At 70.1% G+C, this 25,947-nt stretch carries 19 protein-coding genes; 6 read left to right on the top strand and 13 right to left on the bottom strand.

Annotated elements, in window-relative coordinates:
- Positions 1-39: 39 nt before the first annotated feature.
- From PZE19_RS02515 to PZE19_RS02455, 13 genes are all read right to left on the bottom strand, one after another.
- A complete protein-coding gene (locus PZE19_RS02515) occupies positions 40-1,452 on the bottom strand; it encodes a PDZ domain-containing protein (protein WP_277859012.1) in 1,413 nt (470 codons plus the stop codon).
- 102 nt (positions 1,453-1,554) lie between these two features.
- A complete protein-coding gene (locus PZE19_RS02510; protein WP_277859011.1) occupies positions 1,555-3,339 on the bottom strand; it encodes a putative ABC transporter permease subunit in 1,785 nt (594 codons plus the stop codon).
- Complete coding sequence (locus tag PZE19_RS02505; RefSeq protein WP_277859010.1) at positions 3,336-4,103, bottom strand: ABC transporter ATP-binding protein; 768 nt, start codon at positions 4,101-4,103, stop codon at positions 3,336-3,338. The genes PZE19_RS02510 and PZE19_RS02505 overlap by 4 nt, the downstream gene beginning before the upstream one ends.
- The gene (locus PZE19_RS02500) at positions 4,100-4,978 is read right to left on the bottom strand and encodes a hypothetical protein (protein WP_277859009.1); all 879 of its coding nucleotides are present in this window, start codon (positions 4,976-4,978) and stop codon (positions 4,100-4,102) included. The genes PZE19_RS02505 and PZE19_RS02500 overlap by 4 nt, the downstream gene beginning before the upstream one ends.
- 254 nt (positions 4,979-5,232) lie before the next feature.
- Complete coding sequence (locus PZE19_RS02495) at positions 5,233-5,925, bottom strand: response regulator (RefSeq protein ID WP_277859008.1); 693 nt, start codon at positions 5,923-5,925, stop codon at positions 5,233-5,235.
- A 41-nt stretch (positions 5,926-5,966) separates the two neighbouring features.
- On the bottom strand, positions 5,967-8,651 hold the full coding sequence (locus PZE19_RS02490; RefSeq protein WP_277859007.1) for an ATP-binding protein: 2,685 nt from the start codon (positions 8,649-8,651) through the stop codon (positions 5,967-5,969).
- Positions 8,648-9,262 (bottom strand): potassium-transporting ATPase subunit KdpC, encoded by a 615-nt coding sequence (gene kdpC / locus PZE19_RS02485; protein WP_277859006.1) that lies wholly within the window; start codon positions 9,260-9,262, stop codon positions 8,648-8,650. Before kdpC ends, PZE19_RS02490 begins: the two co-directional genes overlap by 4 nt.
- A gap of 31 nt (positions 9,263-9,293) precedes the next feature.
- Positions 9,294-11,375: a potassium-transporting ATPase subunit KdpB gene (gene kdpB, locus PZE19_RS02480; protein ID WP_277859005.1), complete on the bottom strand. Its 2,082-nt coding sequence runs from the start codon at positions 11,373-11,375 to the stop codon at positions 9,294-9,296.
- A 16-nt stretch (positions 11,376-11,391) separates the two neighbouring features.
- Positions 11,392-13,116 carry a potassium-transporting ATPase subunit KdpA gene (kdpA, locus tag PZE19_RS02475; RefSeq protein ID WP_277859004.1) on the bottom strand — a complete coding sequence of 575 codons (1,725 nt, stop codon included), beginning with the start codon at positions 13,114-13,116 and terminating at the stop codon, positions 11,392-11,394.
- A complete protein-coding gene (locus PZE19_RS02470; protein WP_277859003.1) occupies positions 13,113-13,205 on the bottom strand; it encodes a potassium-transporting ATPase subunit F in 93 nt (30 codons plus the stop codon). Before PZE19_RS02470 ends, kdpA begins: the two co-directional genes overlap by 4 nt.
- A gap of 346 nt (positions 13,206-13,551) precedes the next feature.
- Entirely contained in the window at positions 13,552-14,025 is a 474-nt protein-coding gene (locus PZE19_RS02465; protein ID WP_277859002.1) for a macro domain-containing protein, read from the bottom strand.
- 22 nt (positions 14,026-14,047) lie between these two features.
- Positions 14,048-14,500 (bottom strand): YaiI/YqxD family protein, encoded by a 453-nt coding sequence (locus tag PZE19_RS02460; RefSeq protein WP_277859001.1) that lies wholly within the window; start codon positions 14,498-14,500, stop codon positions 14,048-14,050.
- Positions 14,501-14,640: 140 nt separating this feature from the next.
- Positions 14,641-15,345 carry a PIG-L deacetylase family protein gene (locus PZE19_RS02455; protein ID WP_277859000.1) on the bottom strand — a complete coding sequence of 235 codons (705 nt, stop codon included), beginning with the start codon at positions 15,343-15,345 and terminating at the stop codon, positions 14,641-14,643.
- A gap of 370 nt (positions 15,346-15,715) precedes the next feature.
- On the opposite strand from PZE19_RS02455, the gene PZE19_RS02450 reads away from it, so the two are divergent.
- The 6 genes from PZE19_RS02450 to dgoD all read left to right on the top strand — a co-directional run bounded on the left by PZE19_RS02450 (position 15,716) and on the right by dgoD (position 25,922).
- A complete protein-coding gene (locus PZE19_RS02450; protein WP_277858999.1) occupies positions 15,716-18,994 on the top strand; it encodes a PSD1 and planctomycete cytochrome C domain-containing protein in 3,279 nt (1,092 codons plus the stop codon).
- Between the two features lie 17 nt (positions 18,995-19,011).
- Complete coding sequence (locus PZE19_RS02445) at positions 19,012-20,487, top strand: DUF1501 domain-containing protein (protein WP_277858998.1); 1,476 nt, start codon at positions 19,012-19,014, stop codon at positions 20,485-20,487.
- A 25-nt stretch (positions 20,488-20,512) separates the two neighbouring features.
- The gene (locus PZE19_RS02440) at positions 20,513-21,856 is read left to right on the top strand and encodes an MFS transporter (protein ID WP_277858997.1); all 1,344 of its coding nucleotides are present in this window, start codon (positions 20,513-20,515) and stop codon (positions 21,854-21,856) included.
- 16 nt (positions 21,857-21,872) lie between these two features.
- Complete coding sequence (locus PZE19_RS02435; RefSeq protein WP_277858996.1) at positions 21,873-23,318, top strand: hypothetical protein; 1,446 nt, start codon at positions 21,873-21,875, stop codon at positions 23,316-23,318.
- A 64-nt stretch (positions 23,319-23,382) separates the two neighbouring features.
- A complete protein-coding gene (locus PZE19_RS02430; protein ID WP_277858995.1) occupies positions 23,383-24,705 on the top strand; it encodes an aspartate aminotransferase family protein in 1,323 nt (440 codons plus the stop codon).
- Between the two features lie 38 nt (positions 24,706-24,743).
- On the top strand, positions 24,744-25,922 hold the full coding sequence (gene dgoD, locus PZE19_RS02425) for a galactonate dehydratase (RefSeq protein ID WP_277858994.1): 1,179 nt from the start codon (positions 24,744-24,746) through the stop codon (positions 25,920-25,922).
- Positions 25,923-25,947: the final 25 nt, after the last annotated feature.

Raw genomic sequence — 25,947 nt, 5'->3', positions numbered from 1 at the left:
AGCCCTCCCCCGCGCATCGGCGCGAGGGAGGGCGCGGCCTCAGCGTCCGAGTTGGACCTTGACCGGCGTCTTCTTGCCGGACTTGACGTCCAGGACCGTCAGGGTGAAGGAGGAGCCGACGTTCTTGAGGGCCTCCTCGAACAGGTCGGGGGCGAAGACGACCCGGTCGTCGACGCCGACGATCGCGTCGCCGACCTCGAGGCCGGCCTTCTCGGCCGGGCTCCCCGACGCGACGGCCGCGACCTTCACCACCGGCAGCAGGTCGGCCGTGCCGGGCTTCACGGTGAGCCCGAAGCTCCGCGAGGTCACCCCGCCGCCGGGCGAGGGGGCGGGGGCCGGATCGGGCTCGGGGGCGGGCGTCGGGGCGGGCTTGGGCTCGGCCGCGCCCAGGACGACCTCGACCGGGACGTCGCGGCCCGTGCGGCTGTCGCGGACGGTCACGGTCAGCTTCTCGCCGGCCTTGTCCACGGCCTCCTGGAGCTTCGTCTCGTCGCTGAGGGCGATCCCGCCGGCCTCGACGAGGACGTCGCCGACCTCGAATCCCGCCTTCTGCGCCGGGCTCTCGGGCTGGACCTTCGTAACCTTGAGAGCCGAACGCAGCCCCAGACGGACGGGTTCGAACTCGGCGCCCAGCGAGCGCTTCGGGGCCGCGGGCGAAGGGGTCGGCGCGGGCGAGGGCCGGTCCGGGGCCGGCCGGGAGGCGATCACGGGCCCGAGGTCGACCTTGACGGCGGCCTGCTCCTTGTCGCGGACGTTGACCAGGACGAACTCGGCGACCGGCCCCCCCTTGGCGACGATCTCGGCGAACTGCGGGAGGCTGGCGAACCCGGCCCGGTTCACGCCGATGATGACGTCGCCCTTCTCGAACCCAGCCTTCTGCGCCGGGGTCTCCGGGAGGATCTCGGTGATCTTCAGGACCAGCCGGCCGTTGACCTCGACGGGCTCGGCCTTCACGCCGAGGGCCTTGAGGACCGCCTCGCCGGAGGATGCGGGCGCGGTCGGGGCCGGCGTGGGCCGCATGGCGACGTCGGAGTCGGCGCGCGGCGGCGGGCCGCCGGTCTGGTCGTACCAATCGGGGGAGGCCCCCTCCCAGCCGCCGCCGGCGCGAGGATAGAGGTACGCGCGGAGGGTCGCCCCCTCGGACGGGATCGGCCGGGAGCCGCGGACGGCGCCGGACGCGGCCTGGCGGACGTGGATGTAGACGGCGTCGCCGGGGGCGGGGATCGGCAGGCGACGGGCGTCGGCGGCCCCGCGGCCCAGCTCGGTGCGGGCGACGTCGACCTGAACCACGAAGTCGGCCTGCTCTCCGCGGGTGCTGCGGAAGACCTCCCGCACCGCGCCCTCGACGATCACGGCGGCGCCCTCTTTCGGCTGCGCGGCCTGCTGGGCCCGGGCCGGTCCGATTGTCGCCGCCGCCAGCGCGGCGGCCGCGTACCACCACGAACGTTTCATCGCGTCCCCCTCCCCAAGACTGGATCGAATCTCGGCCGGACCACCGGCCCGATCGACTCGATTGTAACCCGTCGGGAGTCGGCGAAATACACGCCCATCCGGTCAGAATTCCATGCGGTTGAACGCCTTGATCCCGATCCGCAGGGGGATGATCGTGGCGGCGGCGCCGACCACCAGGCTGGCCAGGACCGCCGTCGTGAGCCAGAACCGCAGCCCGCTCCGCGAGAGGATGAACCGCGCCGGCTCGGGGTTGTCCTGGCCCACGAAGTAGAGGTGGCACGGCACCGCGAGGGCCGTGACGATGGTGAAGATGAAGACCAGGCTCACCAGCAGGTTGAACGTCCCGCCGAACCCGGCCGCGATCTTCGACGGGTCGGTCTCCCGGAGGTTCGGCAGCCGCGCCCCCAGGCCGACGCTGATCCCCGACAGGCCCAGGCAGAGCACGGCGATCATCCCCACGTGCAGCACGATCATCCAGGGGTTCATCTGGAGCATCAGGTCGCTCAACACGACGAGGAACTCGGTCGAGAAGAGCGAGATCCCCGCCGAGAACGCGAACTTCCCCCAGAGGATCTGGTCGCGCCGCAGCGGCAGCAGGCCCAACGTCCAGAAGTTCCGCCCCTCCAGCGAGAGCAGCGGGAAGATGAACCGGCTGGTGAACGTCGACAGGATGAGCGCCGTCACCGACAGGTTGAGGAAGCTCACGAGGTTCCGCCAGTACGGGCTCTGCGCCCCGTAGCCCAGGCGGGGGATGTTCAGGAAGTAGAAGGCCAGCAGGCCGAAGAAGATCAGGAACTGCGACCACTGGGTGGGGTCGCGCAGGAAGGTCCGCAGGTCCTTGAGGATCAGCAGCCGGATGGGGTGGGGCAGGTAGAAGAAGAGGCGGTGGAAGACCGCGTCCATGTACAGGAACCCGTACCGCTTGCGACTCGACCGCCCCCCCTGCACCCGGCTGTAGCCGCGGCGGTAGAGGTCGCGGGCGAGCACGGCGGCGGCCAGGTAGGCCAGGCCGGCGTGCGACGAGAGGATCATCAGGTAGTACGCGGCGGCCGACCACTCCCCCTTCGCCGAGGCGAGCAGCCCGGCCGACATCCAGCGGCTCGGCCACAGGGGGTGCTGGCAGAAAGCCAGGCGGTTCAGGACGCTCCCCAGCCAGTCGTTCGTGAGGGCCTCCCCGGGGGTCGTCCAGAGCCGTACGCCGACGTAGGCCGCCGCCGCGATCGCCGAAACCGTCGCCAGGGCCAGCACCGACTTCTCGCGCCTGGGGAAGATGTTCGCCACGACGATCGCCACGATCGCCCCCAGGCTCGCGGGTATCAGCACGAAGACCGCCAGGTAGACGAGGAAGAGGGGGTAATAGGCCCAGGGGGCCCCGCTCCCCCCCCCGATCGCCGTGGGCGGCTTGATCGACAGGCCGTAGGCCACCAGCAGAGGGCTCCCCAGCAGGAAGAAGCCCCACGACGAGAAGCCCACAGCCTCCGCGAACTTGTGGGCGAAGATCCGGTCCGTCGACGCCGGGGTCGTCAGGAGGTAGGTCGCCTCCCGCGAGTGGAAGAGCGCGGCGTAGACGATGATGCCCGTCGAGAACAGCAGCATCGCCAGCAGCGAGAGGAAGAACATGCTGAAAAGGTACTCGACGATCGTGTTCGCCAGGTCGATGTACGAGGCGACGAACTGGAAGCTGCCGAGGAACAGCAGGAACAGCCCCGCCCAGAAGACCGCGCTGCAGAAGACGATCATCGACGCCCGCAGCCGGGAGTCGGCGACCAACGCCCCCATCGTGTTGCGGAGCTGACGCCAGCGCAGCCAGCGGAGGGCCCGCGTCGTGCGGTCGGCCCGGGGTTCGTGGTGGGCGTCGGCGAAGGATTCCGTCAGCGCGAGGCTCATATCGGCCGCTCCAGGCGGGCGCGGGCGATCGGGCTGATCGCCCGCAGGACGTCGTTGCCCGTGAGCTTGAGGAACAGGTCTTCCAGGCTGCCGTCGTGCTGGGCCTGCCGGCGCAGCTCGTCGAGGGATCCGACCGCCAGCATCCGGCCGTGGTCGACGATGCCGATGGTGTCGGCCAGCTCCTCGGCGATGGCCAGCAGGTGGATCGACATCAGGACGGTCGCGCCGGCCCTCGCCTGCGAGACGAACATGTTCTTGACGATCCGCGCGCTGCGAGGGTCGAGCCCGACCAGGGGCTCGTCGACCACGAGCACGCGGGGCTCGTGCACGAGCGCCGAGGCGAAGACGACGCGCTGCTTCATCCCCTGCGAGTAGCTCTCGCAAAGCTCGTCGATGAAGTCGGCCATCTCGAACGTGTCGATCATCTCCTCGATCCGGGCCGCGCCGGTCGCCTTGTCGACGCCGTACATCTCGACCACGAACCGCAGGAACTCGCGGCCGGTCAGCTTGTCGTAGAGATAGGGTTGATCCGGGACGTAGCCCAGCGACCGTCGCGCCCCCTCCGACGCCGCCGGATGGCCGCCGACCAGGACGGCGCCCTCGCTGGGGGCGAGCAGGCCGCAGATCATCTTGATGGTCGTCGTCTTGCCCGCCCCGTTGGGGCCCAGGAAGGCGAACAGCTCGCCCGGCCGGACGGTCAGGTCCAGGTGGTCGACCGCGCGCTTGGTCCCGAACGACTTGCAGACCCCGCGAAGCTCGATCATGGCGCCGCCTCCCTCCCGGCCTCGGCGACGGGCCTGGGCGCCCCCGCCGGCAGCCGTTCCAGGATCATCTCCACGACCGGCAGCGGGACCTGCTGGCGAAGGATCACGCCGTCGAGCCGGACCCACGTCCGGGCCGTGATCCCCCCCATCCCCCCCATGCGCTGGACGACTTCGAACGCCTGGACGGAGTCGCCGTTCCAGTCGATCAGGGTCCGTTTCTCGACGACCACGCGGGCCTTCTCGACGGTGCCCGAGAGCGGGTTGACGATCTGCATCTCCCAGCGCTGGCCGACGTGCAGGCCCGGCAGGCGGTCGAGGGGCCGCATCGCGTCGTAGACCACGCTCCGGGACTCGTACGGGAACTTGAGCTTGCGGTTGAGCACCGAGGCGATCCCTCGCGAGCTGACCTCCATCACGCCGTCGTGGAGCCGGCCCTCGACCTTGAACAGGTCGTCATCCGCGTCGGCGCCCTTCACTTTCATGTCGAACCGCTGCAGGTCGCCGCGGGGGTCGACGTGGTAATCGCCCTGGATGCTCAGGCGCACGCTCGGGACGCCCGCGAGCGGCGTCTTCTTGAGGACCTCGGCGGCGTCGAAGTCGACCTTGCTGGTCAGCTCGAACCAGCCCGTGGGGAGCCGCTTCGACTCGGTCACCGCGTGGCCGACCGTGCGACGGGCCTCGGGGCGGCGGGGGTCGTCGATCACGTCGATCGCCCACGAGACCGGCCCGGAGTCCGCCCCCGGGGCCGAGGCGATCGACCGCAGGTCGGGCGGGTATCCCAGGTTCAGCTCCGGCAGGACCTCCCACGTCAGCAGGAAGAACGCCGCGATCGACCAGTAGACCAGGATCGCCAGCGAGACCAGCCGTGGCGGCATTGCGTCCGACCCTCGTGCACTTTGGAAGACTTGGCCACCCCGTCCATGCTAGGCGCGTCGTCCCGCCGAGGACAGGGCCCAGCGCCGTTCGAGCGATTCCGACGCCTGTAAGACGCCGGCGCTTTCATCCTACGCGCGCAGCCCCGACTCGGCGAGTGCGCCCGGGCCGGATTCGCTTCGGGGTCTTACGGGAGACGAGCGACGAGCGGACGCGTCCCGGCCTGGAAAATCCGGGCGTCCCGCGGCGGGGGCGGTCAGTCGGTGGCGAAGCGGTAGCCGACGCCCTGCTCGGTCGCGATGAACCGGGAGTGGGCGGGGTCGTCGCCGAGCTTGCGGCGCAGGCCGGCCACGAAGACCCGCAGGTAGTGCGTCTCCTGGGATGCGTGGGGGCCCCAGACCTCGCGGAGCAGGAAGCGGTGGGTGAGCACCTTGCCCGAGTGCTTCATCAGCGTGATCAGCAGCTTGTATTCCAGGGGCGTGAGCGTGAGCCGGACGCCGCCTCGGGTCACCTGCCGCGCCGCGAGGTCCGCCTTGAGGTCGCCGAACGCCAGGACCGACGACTCGGCGCCCGTGCGATGGGCGTGCCGCAGCGCCGTGCGCATCCGGGCCAGCAGCTCGCCGACGCTGAACGGCTTCGTCAGGTAGTCGTCGGCCCCGGCGTCCAGGGCCTCGATCTTCTGGCGCTCCTGATCTCGCGCGGAGAGGACGAGGATCGGTGCCGAGAGCCACTCGCGGAGGCCGCGGAGCACGTCCTGGCCGTCCATCGACGGCAGGCCGAGGTCCAGGATCACGAGGTCGGGCGGCTGCTGGGCGGCCAGCTTCAGCCCCTCTTCGCCGGTCTCCGCCTCCGTCACGCGGTAGCCCGCGGCGGCGAGCGAGGCCCGCAGGAAACGACGGATGGGCGGCTCGTCGTCGATGATCAGGACGAGGTGATCGCCTTGGTTCATGGCTCGCGGCGCTCGATTCGTGGGGGAGGATGGCTCGACGGTCATTCCAGCTCGACCTTCGGCGGGTCGGCCGGGAACGGCAGTCGGAGCAGGAATTCGACGCCGCCTGCGGGACGGTTCGAGGCGGTGATCGTCCCCCCGTGGACGCTGGCGACGGCCCGGCAGATGGCCAGGCCCAGCCCGCTCCCGCGGCCGACGTCGGACGAGGACGAGGCCCGGTAGAACTTCTCGAAGATCCGCTCCTCGGAGCCGGGGGGGAGCCCCGGGCCGTCGTCCGCGACCGAGATCGTCAGCCACGCGCCATCGCGAGCGGCGGTGATCGTGATCGTGGAACCGGGCGGGGTGTACCGGGCGGCGTTCTCCAGGAGGTTGAGGAAGAGCTGCTCCAGGAGCAGCCCGTCGACGAGGACCAGCGGCAGGTCGGGCGGCATCCGCACCTCGACCTGGTGGTCGCGAAGCTCGCGGCGGACGCGTCCCAGGGCCGAGCCGACGATCTCCTCCAGGATGTTCCACTGCTTGTTGGCGGCCGCCGCCCCCAGCTCCAGCCGCGACATCTGGAGGATGTTCTCCAGCAGCCGGGTGAGGCGCGACGCCTCGTCGGCGATCGTCTCCAAGAGCTGACGACGCGTGGGCTCGTCGTCGGCGTCGCCTCGCAAGAGGCTGCCGCTGGCCCCGGCGATGGCGGCCAGCGGCGTCCGCAAGTCGTGGGAGACGCTGCTCAAGAGGGCGTTCCGCACCTGCTCGGCCCGGGCCTGGATCATGGCCTCGGAGGCGGCGATCGACATGCGATCGCGCTCCAGGGCCAGGGCGAGCTGCCCGGCGCACGACTCCAGCGAGCGTCGCTGTTCGGGCTCGAGCATCCGCGCCGCCGGCTCGGTCCTCACGGCGATCGCGCCGACCGTGCGCTGGGAGCCGGTCAGCGGCACGAAGAGCGCCGCGGCGTTGGGGAGGGTGTCGGTCCCCGCCCCGGCGATCCGATCGTGCTCGATGACCCATCGCGCGGCGGGCTCGCTCACCGGATGGAGGGCGACCCCGGTCATGCGGCCGTAGGCGATCTCGGTGGGCTCGCCCGGGTCGCCGAGATAGATGACGACCTCGCCGCCGGTCAGTTCGGCGATCTTCCTCCCGGCCGCCGCCGACAGGAAGACCGCGCCGGAGAGGGAGCTGAGCTGCCGGCCCAGCTCGTAGAGGGCCGAGAGGCGGAACTCGCGTGCCTTGCCGTTCTCCACCTGGACCTTGAGCCGGGCCGTGAGGGTGCTGATCAGCAGGGCGATTGCGAGCATCACCAGGAACGTGATGACGTACTGGGCGTCGGTCACGGCGAGGCTGTAACGAGGCGGCACGACGAGGAAGTCGAACCCCAGGACGGCGACCACGCTGGCGACGATCGCCGGCCCGCGGCCGTGCCGGGCCGCCACGATCGCCACGGCCGCGAGCAGTGCCATGACGACGTTCACCTCGCGCAGGCCGAACCGATCGAAGGCGGCGGCGACGAGCCCCCCTGCGGCCAGGATCGCCCCGGCCTTGAGGTAGACGACGCGGTCGATCGCCTCCGCCGGCCGGGGGGGGCCCGCGGGCCGCGGCGGGTCGCCCTCGCCCCGGATCACGTACACGTCCACGTCGCCGCTGCGATCCAGCAGTTCGTCGACGATCGTGCCGAAGACGAGTCGCCGCCAGCGGGGCTGGTCGGTCTTGCCGATGAGGATCTTGGTGACGTTGCGGGTGCGGGCGTAATCCAGGAGCGCGGACGCGACCCCTTCGCCGGGGAGCGTGACGACCTCGGCCCCGAGCCGCTCGGCCAGGCGGAAGTGCTCGGCGATCCGGTCCTTGACCGCCGGGGAATCGGTCGCACCGGCCCGCTCGACGGAGACCGCCACCCAGGGAGCGTCGAGCGCGGCGGCCATACGCCTGGCCGTGCGGATCACGCGGGTCGTGGTCGGGCTGGGGCCGACGCAGACGAGCAGGCGGTCGGACGTCGCCCAGGGTTCGGCGACCGACCGCTGGCGACGTGCCGACTCGACGTCGGTGTGGACCCGCCGGGCGGCCTGCCGGAGCGAGAATTCCCGCAGGGCGACGAGGTTGGACTTCTGGAAGAAGCTCCCCAGCGCCCGCCTGGCCTGGTCGGGGATGTAGATCTTGCCCGCGTTCAGGCGCTCGACCAACTCCTCGGGCGAGACGTCCACCAGCTCCAGGTCGTCGGCCCGGTCGAAGACGCGGTCGGGCACGGTCTCGCGCACCGCGACGCCGGTGATCCGGCCGATGACGTCGTTGAGGCTGTCGATGTGCTGGACGTTGAGGGTCGTCCAGACGTCGACCCCCGCCCCCAGCAGCTCCTCGACGTCCTGCCAGCGCTTGGCGTGGCGACTCCCCTCGGCGTTCGAGTGGGCCAGCTCGTCCACGAGGATCAGCCCCGGCCTCCGCGCCAGGGCCGCGTCCAGGTCGAATTCCTGCAGGGTCACGCCTCGATAGGGGACGGGGCGTGTGGGCAGGGCCTCCAGGCCCTCCAGGAGGGCCTGGGTCTCGGGCCTGCCGTGGGGCTCGATGTAGCCGACGACGACCTCCCGGCCCGCGGCGGCGGCCCGATGCGCCGCCTGGAGCATGGAGAACGTCTTGCCCACCCCCGCCGCGTAGCCGAAGAAGATCTTCAGCGCGCCCCGATGTTCGCGGGCCGCTTCGCTCAGGACCCGTTCCAGCAGGGCGTCGGGGTCGGGGCGGTGGTCGGTCATGGTCGGTCGGCGTCTCCCTCGCCCGGCCCGCCCGTCCGGCCGCCGGCCTGCTCGTCGAGCGCCAGGTTGAGGCGGAGGACGTTGACCCGGGGCTCGCCCAGCAGGCCGAACTGTCGGCCTTCAGTATAGCGAGCGACGAGTTCGCGGACCTGATCCTCGGAGCGTCCCCGCGCCGCGGCCACACGACGGACCTGGAGCTCGGCGGCGGCCGGGCTGATGTGCGGGTCGAGCCCGCTGCCCGACGCCGTCACCAGGTCCGCCGGGACGCCCTTGACCTCGGGATCGAGCTTCCGAAGCTCGTCGACGCGCGACTGCACGTTCTTGGCCAGGTCGGGATTCAGCGGGCCGAGGTTGGACCCGCTCGACGCGGCGGCGTTGTAGGGCGTCGGCGACGTGGCCGACGGCCGGCCCCGGAAGTATTCGGGCCGGCTGAAGGGCTGGCCGATCAGGGCCGAGCCCAGGGGCTTGTCCTTGCCCGCCAGCAGGCTGCCGCCGGACTGCCAGGGGAAGACGGCCCGGGCGAAGACCGTGACCGTCAGCGGGTAGACGAAGCCCGTCAGCACGGTCATGAGCGCCAGGACGATCACGGAGGTTCGCAACGATTCTCGCATGGGAAGACTCCCCGCAGGGCGGGGCCTCGCGTCAGGCGGCCCCGACGGCCGAAAGGAACAGATCGATCGCCTTGATGCCCACGAACGGGACGATGAGCCCGCCGAGCCCGTAGATCAGCAGGTTGTCCCGCAGCAGCTGCGCCGCGCCGACGGGTCGGTAGCGGACCCCCTTCAACGCCAGGGGGACGAGGGCGATGATGATCAGGGCGTTGAAGATGACCGCCGAGAGGATCGCGCTGGACGGGGAGGTCATCCGCATGACGTCGAGCGCCTTGAGCGCCGGGTAGGTCGCGGCGAATGCGGCCGGGAGGATGGCGAAGTACTTGGCCACGTCGTTGGCGATGCTGAAGGTCGTCAGCGAGCCGCGGGTCATCAGCAGTTGCTTGCCGATGTTGACGATCTCGATGAGCTTCGTGGGGTTGCTGTCGAGGTCGACCATGTTCCCCGCCTCCTTGGCCGCCTGCGTGCCGGTGTTCATGGCCACGGCCACGTCGGCCTGCGCCAGCGCGGGGGCGTCGTTGGTGCCGTCCCCGGTCATCGCCACCAGGCGTCCGCCCTTCTGGTAATCGCGGATGAGCGCCAGCTTGGCCTCGGGGGTGGCCTCGGCGAGGAAGTCGTCGACGCCCGCCTCGGCGGCGATCGCCGCCGCGGTCAGCGGGTTGTCGCCGGTGATCATGACGGTCTTGATGCCCATCTGCCGCAGCTCGGAGAATCGCTCCTTGATGCCGCCCTTCACGACGTCCTTCAGCTCGATCACGCCCAGAGCCCGATCGCCCCGGCTGACCGCCAGCGGCGTGCCGCCGGCCTGCGAGATCTCGCGGACGATCGCCTGGAGGCCTTCGGGGAAACGGCCGCCCAGGGACCGGACGTGGGCCTCCACCGCCCCGGCGGCCCCCTTGCGGATCACCGCCCCGTCAAGATCGACGCCGCTCATGCGGGTCTGCGCGGTGAACGGCACGAACTCGGGGTTGAGGCGCTCCAGGTCGTGGCCCCGCAGGTCGAAACGGTCCTTGGCCAGGACGGCGATGCTCCGGCCCTCGGGCGTCTCGTCGGCCATCGAGGCCAGCTGGGCGGCCTCGGCGAGGTCGCGCTCGCTGACGCCGGCCGCCGGCAGGAATCGGGTCGCCTGGCGGTTCCCCAGGGTGATCGTGCCCGTCTTGTCGAGCAGGAGGACGTCGACGTCGCCCGCCGCCTCGACGGCCCGGCCCGACATGGCGACGACGTTGGACCGGCTCAGGCGGTTCATGCCGGCGATGCCGATGGCCGAGAGCAGGGCGCCGATCGTCGTCGGGGCCAGGCAGACGAACAGGGCGATCAGGACGGTCAGCGTGATCGGGCTCCCCTGCCCCGACGTCGCGGCGGCGTAGGCCGAGAACGGCTGGAGCGTGGCGACCACCAGCAGGAAGACCAGCGTGAGCGCCGCGAGCAGGATCGCCAGCGCGATCTCGTTGGGGGTCTTCTGGCGATTCGCCCCCTCGACCATGGCGATCATGCGGTCCAGGAAGCTCTCGCCGGGCTTCGTCGAGACCCGGATGACGAGCCAGTCGGAGATGACGCGGGTGCCGCCGGTGACGGCGCACCGGTCGCCGCCGCTCTCGCGGACCACCGGCGCGCTCTCGCCGGTGATCGCGCTCTCGTCGACCGACGCCACGCCCTCGACGACGTCGCCGTCGGCCGGGATGAACTCCCCGGCCCGGACCATCACGAGGTCGCCGACCTTCAGGTCCGGGGCGGGGACGTCGTCGGTGGCGCCGGTCTCGCGATCGACGATCCGACGCGCCGCGACCTGGGTGCGAGCCTTCCTCAGGCTGTCGGCCTGGGCCTTGCCGTGGCCCTCGGCGATCGCCTCGGCGAAGTTGGCGAAGAGCACCGTGATCCAGAGCCAGAGGCCGACGCCCAGGACGAAGCCGGGCGACTCGTCGGCCGGCCCTCCTGGCGAGCCGCCGATCGACCTCAGCCAGACCAGGGTCGTCAGGATCGCGCCCAGGTACACGGCGAACATCACGGGGTTACGTAGCTGCGTTCGGGGGTTGAGCTTCAGGAAGGACGAGCGGATCGCCGAGGCGACGACCCCCTTGTCGACGACCTGGGCTCGGCGTGCGGTCTTGGTCATGGTTCGGCTCGCTGGTTCAGGACGGGAGCATGAGATGTTCGACGATCGGCCCCAGCGCGAGGGCCGGGAAGAAGCTCAGCGCGCCGACGACGACGATCACGGACGTCAGCAGCACGATGAACAACGGCGTGTGCGTGGGGAGCGTCCCGGGGCCCGCGGGGACGTGGTTCTGCGCGGCGAGCGAGCCCGCGACGGCCAGGATCGGGATCATCACCCCGAGCCGGCCCACGAGCATCGCCAGGCCGAGCAGCCCGTTGTAGAAGGGCGTGTTCGCCGAAAGGCCGCCGAAGGCGCTGCCGTTGTTGTTCGACGCCGACGACAGGGCGTAGAGGACCTCGCTGAACCCGTGCGGCCCCGGGTTGAAGACGCCCGCCCGCCCCGGCGTCGCCGCGACGGCCACGGCCGTCCCGACGAGCACCATGGCGCAGGGGAGGAGGATCGCCAGCGAGGCCATCTTCATCTCGAAGGCGCCGATCTTCTTGCCGAGATACTCGGGCGTCCGGCCGACCATCAGGCCCGCCAGGAAGACGGCCACCACGGCGAAGGCCAGCATGCCGTAGAGCCCGGAGCCCACGCCGCCGAAGATCACCTCGCCGAGCTGCATCAGCCACATCGCGGCCAGGCCGCCCAGAGGCGTGAACGAGTCGTGCATCGCGTTGACCGAGCCGTTGGAGGCGGCCGTCGTGGCCACCGCCCAGAGGGCCGAATTCATGACCCCGAACCGGACCTCCTTGCCCTCCATGTTTCCCGCCGGTTGGTCCACGCCGATCGCGGCGAGGACCGGGTTGCCGCGCCGCTCCGAGGCGCCGGCGACGAAGAGCATGGCGGCGAAGACGACCGCCATGACCGCGAAGAGCGCCCACCCCTGCCTGCGGTCGCCGATCATCTGGCCGAACGTGGAGCAGAGGGCGGCGGGGATGATGAGGATCGCCAGCACCTGCAGGAAGTTCGTGAGCGGCGTGGGGTTCTCCAGCGGGTGCGCCGAATTGACGTTGAAGAAGCCGCCGCCGTTGGTCCCCAGCTGCTTGATCGCCACCTGGGAGGCCGCCGGCCCCACGGCGATCTTCTGCGTGGTCACGGGCTTGCCGTCGCCGTCGACCCCCGGCTCCAACAATGCGACCTCCTGATACGGGGCGATCGTCTGGACGACGCCCTGCGACACGAGCGCCGCCGACAGGACGAGCGAGACCGGCAGCAGGATGTAGACGACGCCCCGGGTCAGGTCGACCCAGAAGTTGCCGATGGTCGCGGACTGCTTCCGCGTGAACCCGCGGATCAGGGCGACGAGCACGGCCATGCCCACCGCGGCCGAGACGAAGTTCTGCACCGTCAGGGCGGTCGCCTGGGTCGGATAGGCCATCGTCGACTCGCCGCCGTAGCTTTGCCAGTTGGTGTTGGTGACGAAGCTCACGGCCGTGTTGAACGCCAGGTCCGGACCGACGGCGGGCAGCCCTTCGGTGTTCAGCGGCAGCAGCCCCTGGGACCGCTGGACGGCGTAGACGGCCAGGAAGCCGACCAGCGTGAAGGCCAGCATGGCCCGGGTATACACCTTCCACGACATCTCCGCCGCCGGGTCGATCCCGCCCAGGCGGTAAATGAGCCGCTCCACGGGGCCGAGCCACCGCAGCAGTCGCGGCGGGCGGCCCTCGTAGACCGCGGCCATGAGCAGCCCCAGCGGCTTCACGGCCAGCACGAGGCCCGCGGCGAAGAGCGCCGTCTCCAGATATGCGTCGAAAATCATGCGAACCACTCCGGCTTCAACAGGGCGACGGACAGGTAGACGGCCAGGAAGGCCGCCGTCACCACCGCCACGACGTGCATCCAGTCCATCTCTACTCCTCCGACCCGAGTCGTGCGACCAGCCCGACCGCGAGGTCGCAGCCGACGAAGAAGATGATCGCGGCGAACACCCATGCAATGTCCATGCGGAAAGTCTCCCGGGCTTCTGCGCCCATGGGTATTAGATCCCGGACCGCCTCAAACGGGGGTCAAAGTCCGTCCCAAAGGCGCTAAGAAACCGTCAAGACGCCCGCGGACGGGTGCGAGGCCGGCGATCGCCGGCTTTCTCGAGCCTCGCTTGATTGCGACTTGAAATCGACCGCTGCTCCGGCGCCGCGCAGGACGCGACGCGCCGGCGGGACGCCGCTTAGAGCCCGCTCGCGCGTTCAGCCCGCCGTCACCCCTGCGGCCGGCGATATCGCACGACGACGATCTCGACCGGCGAATGGACCGCCCCCAGGGTCTCGATCATGATCCGCTCGGCCCGATCCGGATCGAAGCCTCCGGAGCCCGCGCCGATCAGGGGGGTCGCAAGCGACCGCAGGCCGAGTTGATCAGCCAGGTCCACGGCGTGGCGCGCCGAGTCGCGGATCGAGGCCTCCGACGCCCGCCAGACGAGGTTGATCCCGGCGACGTGGATGATCGCCTTGAAGGGGAGCCGGCCCGCGGTGGTCGCCACCGCCCCGCCCAGGGGGATCGGCCCCAGCCGCGCCAGCTCGCGAAACGGCGCGAGCCCCGCCCGCCGCTTGATCGCCCCCGAGACGCCCTGGGGCAGGAGCAGCCACCAGGGGATCACGTTGCGGTTCCACGAATTGACGATCGCCTCGACCGGCTGATCCAGGAGGTCGCCCTCCACGATTTCAAGGCTCATCCGGCGACCGCCCCGCATCTTTTCAACGACGTTCCCTCGCGATGGCGTGGAGCGTCTCGTCCAGCTTCGAGAGGAATCGGGATCGATCCACCTTGGTGAAGGCCGAGGGCCCGCCGCCGAACTCGCCCGACTGCCTCAGCATGTCCATCAGGGCGCGGGTCGCCATCGCCTCGCCGATGGCGTCCTCGGTGAACGTCCGGCCCTTCGGGCTCAGCACCCGCGCCCCCGCCTTGAGGCAGCGTTCGGCCAGCGGGATGTCGGTGGTGATCGCGACGTCGCCCCCGACGATGCGGTCGACGATCCAGTCGTCGGCCGAGTCGAAGCCGCTGCGGACGACCACCATCTCGATCAGGTCGTCTTTGGGGACGAACATCGAGGCGTTCGAGACGACGAACACCTTGACGACGTGCCGGCGAGCGACCTTGTAGATCTCCTCCTTGACCGGGCAGGCGTCGGCGTCGACGTAAATCGGCATCGTTCGTCGTCCTGGTGCGACTCAAGGGATCCAAGGGCCCGACGCCTTCGTCCGACGTGACGAGAAGCCGCCTCACGAGATGATACCCCGTCGGCCACCTGGCGGGCCCCCGGAATTCCGGCCGCCGGCCCGCACGCAGGTCAGGGAAGGTCGAACCCCGGGCCCTGAACGTGGCGGATGAAACCCTCCGCTTGAAGGCAGCCCTTCTCGATGCCCCGCATCCGGGCGACCTGATCCTGCAGGGTGTAGAAACGCCCGGGCGACTGGCTGACGTGCGCGAAGCAGGCCCGCCGCTTGCGAGGCTCGACGGCCGAGACGTCGACGTACTGGACGGGAGCGAACTGGACGGTGTCCTCGCCGCTCGACACTTCGTAATAGAAGAGGGCGAAGCTCCGTTTCATCTGCAGCCAGGCGTCGTAGACCAGCAGCGACATGGCCCGGTGGTCCGCGTGGTTGTCGATCGGCCAGTGGGTGAAGACGGCGTCGGGCTTCTCGGCGGTCAGGAGCCGCGCGAAGGCTTCGTAGTGGGCGCGGTCGACCACGGCGTCGCCGTCGACCTGGCCGACGAAGAGAGGACGGGCCTTGAGGATCTCGCACGCCTGGCCCGCCTCGGCGACGCGGACGCCGTCCTTCGGCTTCCCCGCCGGCACGCCGTCGTTGAGGTAGAGCAGGACGACGTCGTGACCGAGGTCGGCGCAACGGGCGATCGTGCCGCCGCATCCGTACTCGGGATCGCCGGGATGCCCCCCCGCCACGACAACCTTCCGCCTGGGCGGCGCGTCGTCGCCCAGGCTCGCGCCGACGCCCAAAGCCCCCGTCCGACAGAGCAGCGATCGTCGATTCATCGCCTCGGCCGCCTCAGCATCGCGGTACCACGCCTCTCAGCGCCGTCGAATTACGGTCGTCTCACGCGGGAGATCCGCCGCCTCCCGGTGGAAAGAACCGGAGCTCGCCGAGAGCGGGACTGGATGCGCCTCTTCCGAACTCCGGCATCGCCTCGACCTTACGTCGCTCCATGGGTTTTCGCAAGTCTTCGCGACCTCGACCACACGGGCGAAATTCCTCGGCCGGTGCAGCCCCTGCCACGATCGTGTGCGAAACTGGTATTCTAGCCAGCCTCTCCCGCTCGGCCGGGCGAATCGAAGGCGTTCCATCCTCGGAAGATGATCCGACGCAACAACCAGGCGTGGGCGGAAACTCAGGGAGTCGACCCGAATGCCACGGCCGCTACTGGTGATCGCCGCCATCGGTTGTCTCGTCGGAACGCGCGAGGCGGCCGCCGAGGAGAAGATCGATTACCTCCGGCAGATCAAGCCGATCCTCTCCGCCCGCTGCTACGCCTGCCACGGGGCCTTGAAGCAGAAAAGCAATCTTCGCACCGACTCGGTGAAGGCCCTGATGGCGGGGGGAGCCGGCGGTGCGGTCGTCGAGCCGGGCAAGAGCGATGCGAGTCGCCTCGTCGAACTGGTCGCCGAGCATGGTGAAGGGAGGATGCCCCCTCCCGGCGACGGCGAGGCGTTGAGCGCCGAACAGGTCGCGTTGATCAAGCGGTGGATCGACGAGGGAGCCGCCGCTCCCCCCGACGACGCCCCCGAGCCCGACCCGCGCGAACACTGGTCGTTTCGCGCCCCGGTCCGACCGAGCCTGCCGACGAGCGGCGCCGCCCCCGGCGGCAACCCGATCGACGAATTTCTGGCCGCAGGTTGGCTGCCCAAACGCATCGCGCCTCAGCCGCCGGCCCCGAAGGGCCTGTTGCTGCGCCGCGTCTACCTGGACCTGATCGGCGTCCCCCCCACGGCGGAGGAGCAGGCGGAATTCCTGGCCGACGAATCGCCCCAGGCCTACGAGGCGCTCGTGGATCGCCTCCTCGCCGGCAAGGCGTACGCCGAGCGATGGGGGCGGCGCTGGATGGACGTATGGCGCTACAGCGATTGGTGGGGGTTGGGCGCCGAGGTCCGCAACAGCCAGAAGCACATCTGGCACTGGCGCGACTGGATCATCGAATCGCTCGACGCCGACAAGGGCTACGACCAGATGGTCCGCGAGATGATCGCCGCCGACGAGTTGTATCCCGTCGACCCCGATCGACTCCGCGCCACGGGCTTCCTCGCCCGCAGCTACTTCAAGTTCAATCGCAACTCCTGGCTCGAAGAGGTCGTCGAGCACACCGGCAAGGCCTTCCTGGGCCTGACGGTGAACTGCGCGAAATGCCACGACCACAAGTACGACCCGGTCAGCCAGGAAGACTACTACCGCTTCCGCGCCTTCTTCGAGCCTTACCAGGTGCGCACGGACCAGCTCCCGGGCCAGCTCGATTTCGAGAAGGACGGCCTCCCCCGGGTCTTCGACTGCAACCTCGACGCTCCGACCTATCGATTCATCCGCGGCGACGAGTCCCGTCCTGCGACGGATCGAGCCCTCAAGCCCGGCGTCCCCTCGGCGCTGGCCTGGGCCGACCTGGACATCAAGCCCGTGACGCTGCCGCCGACGGCCTCTCGGCCGGGCTTGCAACCTTTCGTCCTTGAAGACCAGCTCCGGGCCGCAAACGTCCTGATCGAGACGGCCCAGGCCGAGGCGGCGAAGGCGCGCGAGCATCTGGCCGCCGTCGAGGCGGCGACGGCCTCGGCGACCACTGGCAAGACTGAGCTCGCCGAGAAGACGGGCTTTCGGGACGACTTCTCCGCGGCCCACTCCGAGCATTGGGAATCGAGCGGGGGCCGCTGGGCCTACGAGAACGGCAGACTCGTCCAGGGCGAGCCCGGCGAGGTCCGATCGATTCATCGCACCCGGTCGGACCACCCGGCCGACTTCCTCGCGACCCTGAGGTTCACCATCACCGGCGGAGCGCCCTGGCGATCGGTGGGCCTGTGCTTCGACTCGGCCGAGGGCCGCGACGTCCTCGTCTACCTGAGCGCCTTCGCCGACGGGCCCAAGCTCCAGGTCTCCTACCAGCGGGGAGGCAACAGCACCTACCCCGCGGAGGGGAGCCGGGCCCGGCCGATCAAGCTCGGCGAACCCTACGAGCTGTCCGTCCGCGTTCGCGGGACGCTCATCAACGTCGCGGTCAACGGCGAGCATGCCCTGGCCTATCGCCTGCCCGTCGAACGGGCTCCCGGGAAGCTCGCGCTCGTCACCTATGCCGCGATGGCCGAGTTCACCCTGATCGAGCTGGCCGGCCTGCCTCCCGACGCCCAGCTCGTCGAGAACGGTTCGCCGACGTTCCGAGGCGCGACCGCCCTCGAACAGGCCAGGGCCCGCGTGACGGTCGCCGACAAGGCCCTCGCGACGGCCGAGGCCCATCCCGTCGCGCTCCGGGCGAGGGCGGCCGCGGATCGCGCCCGCCACCAGCAACCCCCGGTCGACGCCGCGAAGTCGCTCGCCGTCGAGGCGGCCCGCGCGGAGCGGCGCGAGGCCCTGGCCCGCGCCGAGGAGGCCCTCGCCCGACTCGATCTGCAGGTCGACGTTGCGGGCTCGGCCGCGAAAGACGAGGCGAAGAAGCGTGAGGCGGCGACCGCCGCCGTCGCCGCGGCCCGCAAGGCGGTCAATGAGTTGACCGACGCTTTCACGCCCCTCCGCGGGGCCGTGAAGGCCGTCGAATCGCCCACCGACACCCAGGCTCCGAACGTCCTGACCTTCCCGGAAACGAGCACCGGGCGGCGCACCGCGCTGGCGAACTGGCTGACGGACAGGAAAAACCCGCTCGTGGCCCGGGTCGCGGTCAATCACATCTGGGCCCGCCATTTCGGCCAGCCCCTGGTCGCGACCGTCTTCGACTTCGGCCGCAAGGGAGCCCGGCCGAGCCACGCCGAGCTGCTCGACTGGCTGGCCGTCGAATTCATGGAGGACGGCTGGAGCATGAAACGGCTCCACAAGCGGATCGTCACGTCCCAGGCCTATCGCCGCAGTTCGTCGAGCGCCGGCGCGGATCCCGCCACTCTGGCGGCCGATCCGGGTAATCGGCTTTACTGGCGGATGAACCCGGTCCGGATGGAGGCGCAGGTCGTCCGCGACAGCCTCTTCCGACTCGCCGGCGAGCTTTCCGATCAGGCGGGCGGGCCGCCGATCCCGAACACGGAGGCGATGTCTCCCAGGCGGAGCCTCTACTTCGTCCACTCGCACAACGACCACGACAGGTTCCTCTCCACGTTCGACGACGCGAGCGTTCTGGACTGCTATCGACGCGACGAGAGCATCGTGCCCGTGCAGGCGCTGGCGCTCTGGAACAGCGGCCTCTCGCAGGCCATGGCGGCGAAGATCGCGGACCGGCTGATCGCCCGGCTCGGCGCGACCAGCGACGCGAAGTTCGCCGCCGAGGCCTTCCGGACGATTTTGTGCACGCCGCCGACCGCCGAAGAGGGCTCTGCCTGCGAGCAGGCCCTCGCCGACCTGAAGGCCTTGCTGAAGAACCGTAACGCGCCCGATCCCGACCGCCGCGCCCGAGAGATCCTCGTGCAGTCGCTGCTCAACCACAACGACTTCATCACCATCCGCTGACCCCGGACGAGGAACCCATGCCTAACCCGATTCCTCCCGGCCTCGCCCCCTGCCCCGGCGGCCATCGCCGCCGCTTCCTCGCCGACATGGGGATGGGCTTCACCGGCCTCGCGCTCGGGGCCATGCTCCATCGCGACGGCGTGGCGCGGGCGGCGGACGGCGTCTGGACGCCCCCGGACGGCCGCCCCCATTTCGCGCCGAAGGCGAAGTCGGTCATCTGGCTCTTCATGAACGGCGGCGTCAGCCACATGGAGACCTTCGACCCGAAGCCCGAGCTGAACAAATACGCCGGCAAGACGATCGCCGAGACCCCCTACCAGGGGACCCAGGACCCGAAGAAGCTCGCCCTGGCCCGCGTCGTCGTCGTGAACGACGCCAACGGCCAGGCGCGCACCAAGCTCTATCCCCTCCAGATCGGCTTCAAGAAGTACGGGCAGAGCGGGATCGAGGTCAGCGACTGGCTGCCCCACATCGGCGGTTGCATCGACGACGTCGCCGTCGTCCGCTCGATGTACACGACCGACAACAACCACGGCGCGCAGACGCAGTTCCACTCGGGCCGGCACATGCTCGACGGCGAATTCCCGAACCTGGGGGCGTGGGCGCACTACGGCCTGGGCTCGCTCAACGACAACCTGCCCCAGTACGTCTCGATGGGGGTTCGGGAATACTGGAACAAGACCGACGGCCACTACCTCGGGCCGGCGCACGACGCGATCCCGATCCGCGTCGACCCGGCGAACCCGCTCGACTACGGCCGTCCCGAGAAGGAGATGGGCGACGCCGAGCAGCGGCTCGGCTTCGGGCTGGTCGATCGCCTGAACCGGCTCCGGGCCGTCGAATACCCCGACGATCCCGCCCTGTCGGCTCGGATCAAGGCCTATGAGCTGGCTTATCGGATGCAGGGGTCGCTCCCCGAGGTCATCGACTTCCGCGGCGAGGCCGAGGAGACCCGCGGCCTCTACGGCCTCGACGATCCCGCGACGAAGGACTTCGGCGCCCAGATGCTCGCCTGCCGGCGGCTCGTCGAACGCGGCGTCCGGTTCGTCCAGGTTCAGGACGGCGGCGGGGGCGCGGGGGCGTGGGACGCCCACGGCGGCCTGAGGGCCAATCATGCGGGCAACTGCCGGCGGATCGACAAGCCGATCGCCGGGCTCCTTACCGACCTGAAGCGCCGGGGCCTGCTCGACGAGACCCTCGTGGTCTTCGGGACCGAGTTCGGCCGGACGCCCGGCTCGCAGGGGAGCGACGGCCGCGACCACCACATCTACGGCTTCTCGGTCTGGATGGCCGGCGGCGGGATCAAGGGGGGCGTGGTCCACGGCTCGACCGACGAGATCGGCTTCCACGCCGAGGAGGACCGCCACTACGTCACCGACGTCCACGCGACCATCCTGCACCTCCTGGGCCTCGACGGCCGCAAGCTGGAGATCCCCGGGCGGAAGCGTCTGGAGATCGACCACGGGACGCCGATCCGCGAAATCATGGCTTGATCAGGTCGACGACACGGGGGCCGGCTTGACTCAAGAAGCGGACATCATCCTGGCGGCGGACGCCGACGGCGTCTCGACGGACCCGTCCCGCGAGCGACCGGATCGCGACGATCACTCGGGCGCGACGCGGGTTCGACACGCCGTCCTGATCTGGCTCTGCGTCGCCACGACCGTCGCCTACATCGATCGCGGCTGCCTGAGCGTCGCCGAGAAATCGATCCGCGCGGACCTGGGCCTGAGCGAGTCGCAGATGGGCCTGGTGATGAGCGCCTTCTTCCTGGCCTATGCGCTCTTCCAGATGCCCGCCGCCCGCCTGGACCGGGCCTGGGGCTCCCGTCGCGCCTTGCCCGTCTTCTCCGCCGTCTGGTCCCTGGCCACCGGTCTCTGCGGCTTCGCGAACGGCCTCGTGCTGCTGCTCGCGGCGCGTTTCTCGATGGGGGCCGCGGAGGCCGGCGTCTTCCCCTCGTCGACGGGCGTTCTCAGCCGCTGGTATCCTGCGTCGCGGCGCGCCTCCGTGAGCGGGATCTTGGCCGGGTTCATGGGCGTGGGGGGAGCCGTCGGGGCCGCGTTGTCGGGCTTCATCCTCGTCTACGTCTCATGGCGCTGGATGTTCTTCCTGTACGCCGTGCCGGGGATGATCTGGGCGCTCGGCTTCGCCCTCTGGTTCCGCAACACGCCCGGCGAGCACGCGGCGGTCGACGAGGCGGAACGGAGCCTCATCGCCGAGGGGGCGACGCGGCGCGACGGGCCTGGGGACGGGCCGATCGCCTGGCGTACTTTGATGACGAATCGTTCCGTGATCGGCCTGGCCTTGCAGCAGTTCTTCCGCGCGGCGGCGGCCATTTTCTACCTGAGCTGGTTCCCGACCTACCTACGCGAGACCCGGGGCGTCGGCGTCTGGGAGGCGGGACTGCTGACGAGCCTGCCGCACTGGACGACGATGCTCGGCTGCCTGGCCGGCGGCTGGCTGTCGGATCGGGCCCTGGCGAAGACGGGGAGCCTGCGTCTCGCCCGCCAGGGGGTCGCGGCGGCGAGCATGTTCCTGGCGACGATTCTGATCGGCCTGGCGTATCCGATCGCCGACGCGCGGCTGGCCGTGCTCATCCTGAGCCTCGGCGCGTTCTCGGCGGCGTTGGCCGGGCCCTGCGCCTACGCCTTGACGATGGACCTCGGCGGCCGCGACACGCCGCAGGTCTTCGGGATCATGAACACCGCCGGGGCCGTGGGCTCGATCCTCTTCCCCATCCTCGTCCCCAGGCTCGTCCAACTTACGGGCTCCTGGGACGCCGTGCTTGCTTTCTTCGCGGCGATCCATATCGTGGCTGGCGCGTGCTGGCTCATCTTCGACGCCGACCGCGACACCATCTGATCCCCACGGACCGATCATGCCGCCCCCCCTGGAACACCCCCAATCCGTCTGCTCGTTCGGCGTGGCCCGCGGCGACGTCACCCCGCCGACCGGGATCTACCATCGGATGTGGGGGGCCGCGGCGCATGAACGTTCCACGGGGGTCCATCGGCCGCTCACGGCCACGGCGGCCCTCGTCGCCCCGCTGGGACGGGCGACGGAGGGCTTCTTCCTCATCGCCCTCGACCATTGCCTGTTCTGGGATCTCGAGGCCGCGCAGCTCCTGGACGCCGTCGCCGCGAGGTCGGGGGTCGCACGCGAACGAATCCTGATCTGCTTTTCGCATACCCATGCAGCCGGCCTTATGGACGTCCGCCGTGCCGACCGCCCCGGAGGCGACCTCATCGCCCCCTACATGGTCGGTCTCGCCGATCGGCTCGCCGGCCTCGTCGCCGTGGCCGAGAGCCATGCCGAGCCGGCCACCCTCGGCTACGCGCGGGGCCGTTGCGACCTGGCGGCCCATCGCGACCTTTTCGATGAGGCGGCCCCTCGATTCGTCTGCGGCTTCAACCCCGACGGCCCCGCGGACGACGCCGTCCTGATCATCCGAGCCACGAACGCCGACGGCCGCACGCTCGCCACGATGGTCAACTACGCGTGCCACCCGACCACCCTCGCCTGGGAGAACACCCTGATCAGCCCCGACTTTCCGGGGGCGATGCGCGAGGTCGTCGAGAACGCCAACGACGCGCCTTGCCTATTCCTGCAGGGGGCCTCGGGAGACCTCGGCCCGCGAGAGGGCTTCGTCGGCGACCCGGCCGTCGCCGATCGCAACGGCCGGCAACTCGGTTACGCCGCCCTCTCGGCGCTCGAAGGGATGGCTCCCCCTCGGACCCGGTTCGAATATGCCGGCGCGGTCGAATCGGGAGCGGTCCTCGGCCCCTGGCGTCACGTCCCGCTCGACGTCGATCGCCTGGGCGAACTGGAGTTCTGGCAGGAGAAGCGATGGCCCATCGATCTGCCTTACCTGCCCGATCTGCCGACCGCCGAAGCTACAAGGGCCGATCGGGTTCGCTGGGCTCGTGAGGAGCAGGACGCCCTGCGACGCGACGACCAGGCCCACGCCGCTGTGTGCCGGGCGCTCGTCGAGCGCATGGACCGCCAACTCGTCCGGATCGGCGACCTCCCTCCTGGGCGCGCCTTTCCTTTCGAGGTCTTGCTCTGGAAGGCCGGCGACGCCGTCTGGCTGGCCGTGAAGGGCGAGCACTATCAGCATCTTCAGGTCGAGCTTCGACGTCGCACGCCTCGCACGCCGATCGTCGTCCTGACACTCGTCAACGGCTGGCAGCCCGGCTACTTGCCGACCGCGTCCGCGTATGGCCGCGGGATCTATCAGGCGGACGTCGCCGTCGTGGCCGCCGGCTCGCTGGAGTCGCTGACCGAGAGCATCGCCGCCGAGATCGCCGATTGGCTCCCCGCCTGACCGGCCCGCCCCCCTGCAACGCATCCGTCGACAGCACACGCCGCGTCCCCTCCCGAGAGCATCCATGGAACACGCGCAATCCGGGGCCCTCTTCGCCCGCAACCGTCGCCTCATCCCGGGTGGCGTCGTCTCTCTCAACCGACTGGTCGATCCGGAGATCGCCTTCGTGAGAGGGCGCGGAGCCCGAGTCTGGGACGCCGACGGCAACGAGTATCTCGACTACCACGCCGGGTTCGCCCCTTATGTCCTGGGCCACAACCATCCCGAGGTCCAGGAGGCCGTGATCCGGTCGATCGAGGAGGGCTGGACCCTGATGGGCTCGGGGACGACCCCCTGGGAAGGTCGCGCGGCCGAGCTCCTCTGCGAGTCCGTCCCGTCCCTCGACCGGGTGCAGCTCACCACCACCGGCTCGGAAGCCACGTACCACGCCCTGAGGCTCTCGCGGGCGTACACCGGCCGCGACCACATCGTCGTGATGCAGGGCGGCTACAACGGCTGGCACGACGAGGTGGCCTGCAACGTCATGACCCCGCTCGAAAAGCTGGGGCCGGCCTCGAAGGGGGGAGAGAACCCGTTCGTCCCCCTCTCGGCGGGGATGCCCTCGGACGTCGCGGCGCGTGTCCACGTGGTCGAGTTCAACGACCCGGAAGCCGTGGAGCGGTGCTTCCGGAAGTACGAGGTCGCCTGCCTCGTCGCGGAGCCGATCCTCCAGAACATCGGCGTCGTGAAGCCCCGCGCCGGGTATCTGGAATGGTTGCGCGACCTTTGCGATCGCCACGGAGTCGTCCTGGTCCTCGACGAGGTGAAGACCGGCTTCCGCCACGCTCTGGGGGGATATCAATCGCTGGCCGGCGTCCGACCGGACCTTTCCACCTTCGGCAAGGCGATCGCCAACGGCTACCCCCTCGGAGCGATCGGCGGCAAGGCCGAGATCATGGATCTCTTCAACCACCCCGAGCCCGGGCGCCGCGTGCTGATCGCCGGGACCTTCAACGGCCATCCGACGCCGGTCGCCGCGGCCATCGCCACCATGGAGATCCTCAAGCGCGACCGGGACATCGTCTATCCCCAGCTCGAGGCGCTCGGAGCCCGCATGCAGCAGGGGCTCGAAAGCCTCTTCGACCGCCACGGCGTCACGGCCACCGTCGTCCGGCAAGGGTCCGCCTTCTGCGTCTACTTCATGGATCACGCGCCCCGGAACTGGCGCGACCTGGCCTCGAACCACGACATGGCGCGCGACCTTCGCTACCGCAAGGCCCTTATCGCCCGCGGCGTCTACCATTTCCCCTTGCCGACCAAGCAAGGGAGCCTTTCCACCGCCCACACCGAGGCCGACGTCGACGCCACCCTGGATGCGACCGAGGCCGTGCTGCTCGACGGGATCTGAACCAGCCCGTCCGGGCCGCGAAAGCTGAGAACCGTTCCATGAAAATCACCAAGATCGAGACGTTCGTCTGCAACGCGCGGATGCGGAACTGGGTTTTCGTCAAGGTCCAGACCGACCAGCCCGGCCTGCACGGCTGGGGCGAAGCCACGCTGGAGTGGCACACCCGCGCCGTGGTCGGAGCGATCGAGGACGTCTCGCAGTTGCTGATCGGCGAAGACCCGACGCGGGTCGAGCACCTCTGGCAGATGATGTATCGCCAGCATTTCTGGCATGGCAACGGCATCGTCCGCGGCACCGCCGTCAGCGGCATCGACCTGGCCCTCTGGGACATCGTGGGCAAGATCCACGGCGTCCCCTGCCACAAGCTCTGGGGCGGGGCCGTCCGCGATCAGATCCGGCTCTACTGCCACCTCGGCGGCGGCCGCATGGAGGACTTCTATCAGACCGACCCCGCCGACGCCCGGCGCTTCGGCGACCTGGCCCAACGAGCCGTCGCGCAGGGCTTCACCGCCTTCAAGTCGATGGCCGTCCCCGAGACCATGCCTCTCGAAGGCCTACGCCCTTTGAAGTACGCCGAGGCCTGCGTCAAGGCGATGCGCGACGCGGTCGGCGACGACATCGACATCATGGTCGACTGCCACGCCCGCCCCTCCCCTCGCATGGGGATGCGCTTCGCCAAGGCGCTCGAGCCCTACGGCCTCTACTTCTTCGAAGAGCCCTGCTGGCCCGAGACGATCGAGGACATCGCGCTCATCCAGCGCGCGGTCTCGACCCCCATCGCGACCGGCGAACGCCTCGTCTCGCAGCACGCCTTCCGCGAGCTGCTGGAGCGCCGGGCTTGCAGCGTCCTCCAGCCCGACATCACCCACTGCGGGGGCCTCTCCGAAGCCCGGCGGATCGCCGCGATGGCCGAGGCGTATCGCGTGGCCCTCGCCCCGCACAATCCGCAGGGGCCCGTCAGCACGGCCGCCTCGCTCGAATTCGGCTTCGCCACCCCCTCGTACATCATCTGCGAGGCCGTCCTCGACGACGTGCCCTGGCGCTCGGACGTCGTCCGAGAGGGCTTCACGATCGTGCCCGAAGGGCGCATCGTCCTGCCCAACACGCTCCCCGGCCTGGGGATCGAGATCGACGAGGAAGCCATCAAGAAACACCCCTTCGAGCAGGAGGTCCTGCTGCGAACCTTCTACCGCGACGGCAGCGTCGGCGATTGGTGAAGCGGGGCCCCGCCCGCCGCCCGAG

This window comes from Paludisphaera mucosa (assembly GCF_029589435.1).
GTDB classification, from domain to species: Bacteria; Planctomycetota; Planctomycetia; order Isosphaerales; family Isosphaeraceae; genus Paludisphaera; species Paludisphaera mucosa.
This window is presented reverse-complemented; position numbering and strand designations above follow the sequence as displayed.

Excerpts from the sequence above, each read along its gene's own strand:
- PZE19_RS02435 (WP_277858996.1), top strand. The coding sequence starts at position 21,873 with ATGCCGCCCCCCCTGGAACACCCCCAATCCGTCTGCTCGTTCGGCGTG.
- PZE19_RS02430 (WP_277858995.1), top strand. The coding sequence starts at position 23,383 with ATGGAACACGCGCAATCCGGGGCCCTCTTCGCCCGCAACCGTCGCCTC.
- PZE19_RS02455 (WP_277859000.1), bottom strand. The coding sequence starts at position 15,345 with ATGAATCGACGATCGCTGCTCTGTCGGACGGGGGCTTTGGGCGTCGGC.
- PZE19_RS02490 (WP_277859007.1), bottom strand. The coding sequence starts at position 8,651 with ATGACCGACCACCGCCCCGACCCCGACGCCCTGCTGGAACGGGTCCTG.
- PZE19_RS02445 (WP_277858998.1), top strand. The coding sequence starts at position 19,012 with ATGCCTAACCCGATTCCTCCCGGCCTCGCCCCCTGCCCCGGCGGCCAT.
- PZE19_RS02505 (WP_277859010.1), bottom strand. The coding sequence starts at position 4,103 with ATGATCGAGCTTCGCGGGGTCTGCAAGTCGTTCGGGACCAAGCGCGCG.
- PZE19_RS02500 (WP_277859009.1), bottom strand. The coding sequence starts at position 4,978 with ATGCCGCCACGGCTGGTCTCGCTGGCGATCCTGGTCTACTGGTCGATC.
- dgoD (WP_277858994.1), top strand. The coding sequence starts at position 24,744 with ATGAAAATCACCAAGATCGAGACGTTCGTCTGCAACGCGCGGATGCGG.
- PZE19_RS02450 (WP_277858999.1), top strand. The coding sequence starts at position 15,716 with ATGCCACGGCCGCTACTGGTGATCGCCGCCATCGGTTGTCTCGTCGGA.
- kdpC (WP_277859006.1), bottom strand. The coding sequence starts at position 9,262 with ATGCGAGAATCGTTGCGAACCTCCGTGATCGTCCTGGCGCTCATGACC.
- kdpA (WP_277859004.1), bottom strand. The coding sequence starts at position 13,116 with ATGATTTTCGACGCATATCTGGAGACGGCGCTCTTCGCCGCGGGCCTC.
- kdpB (WP_277859005.1), bottom strand. The coding sequence starts at position 11,375 with ATGACCAAGACCGCACGCCGAGCCCAGGTCGTCGACAAGGGGGTCGTC.
- PZE19_RS02495 (WP_277859008.1), bottom strand. The coding sequence starts at position 5,925 with ATGAACCAAGGCGATCACCTCGTCCTGATCATCGACGACGAGCCGCCC.
- PZE19_RS02465 (WP_277859002.1), bottom strand. The coding sequence starts at position 14,025 with ATGAGCCTTGAAATCGTGGAGGGCGACCTCCTGGATCAGCCGGTCGAG.
- PZE19_RS02460 (WP_277859001.1), bottom strand. The coding sequence starts at position 14,500 with ATGCCGATTTACGTCGACGCCGACGCCTGCCCGGTCAAGGAGGAGATC.
- PZE19_RS02515 (WP_277859012.1), bottom strand. The coding sequence starts at position 1,452 with ATGAAACGTTCGTGGTGGTACGCGGCCGCCGCGCTGGCGGCGGCGACA.
- PZE19_RS02470 (WP_277859003.1), bottom strand. The coding sequence starts at position 13,205 with ATGGACTGGATGCACGTCGTGGCGGTGGTGACGGCGGCCTTCCTGGCC.
- PZE19_RS02510 (WP_277859011.1), bottom strand. The coding sequence starts at position 3,339 with ATGAGCCTCGCGCTGACGGAATCCTTCGCCGACGCCCACCACGAACCC.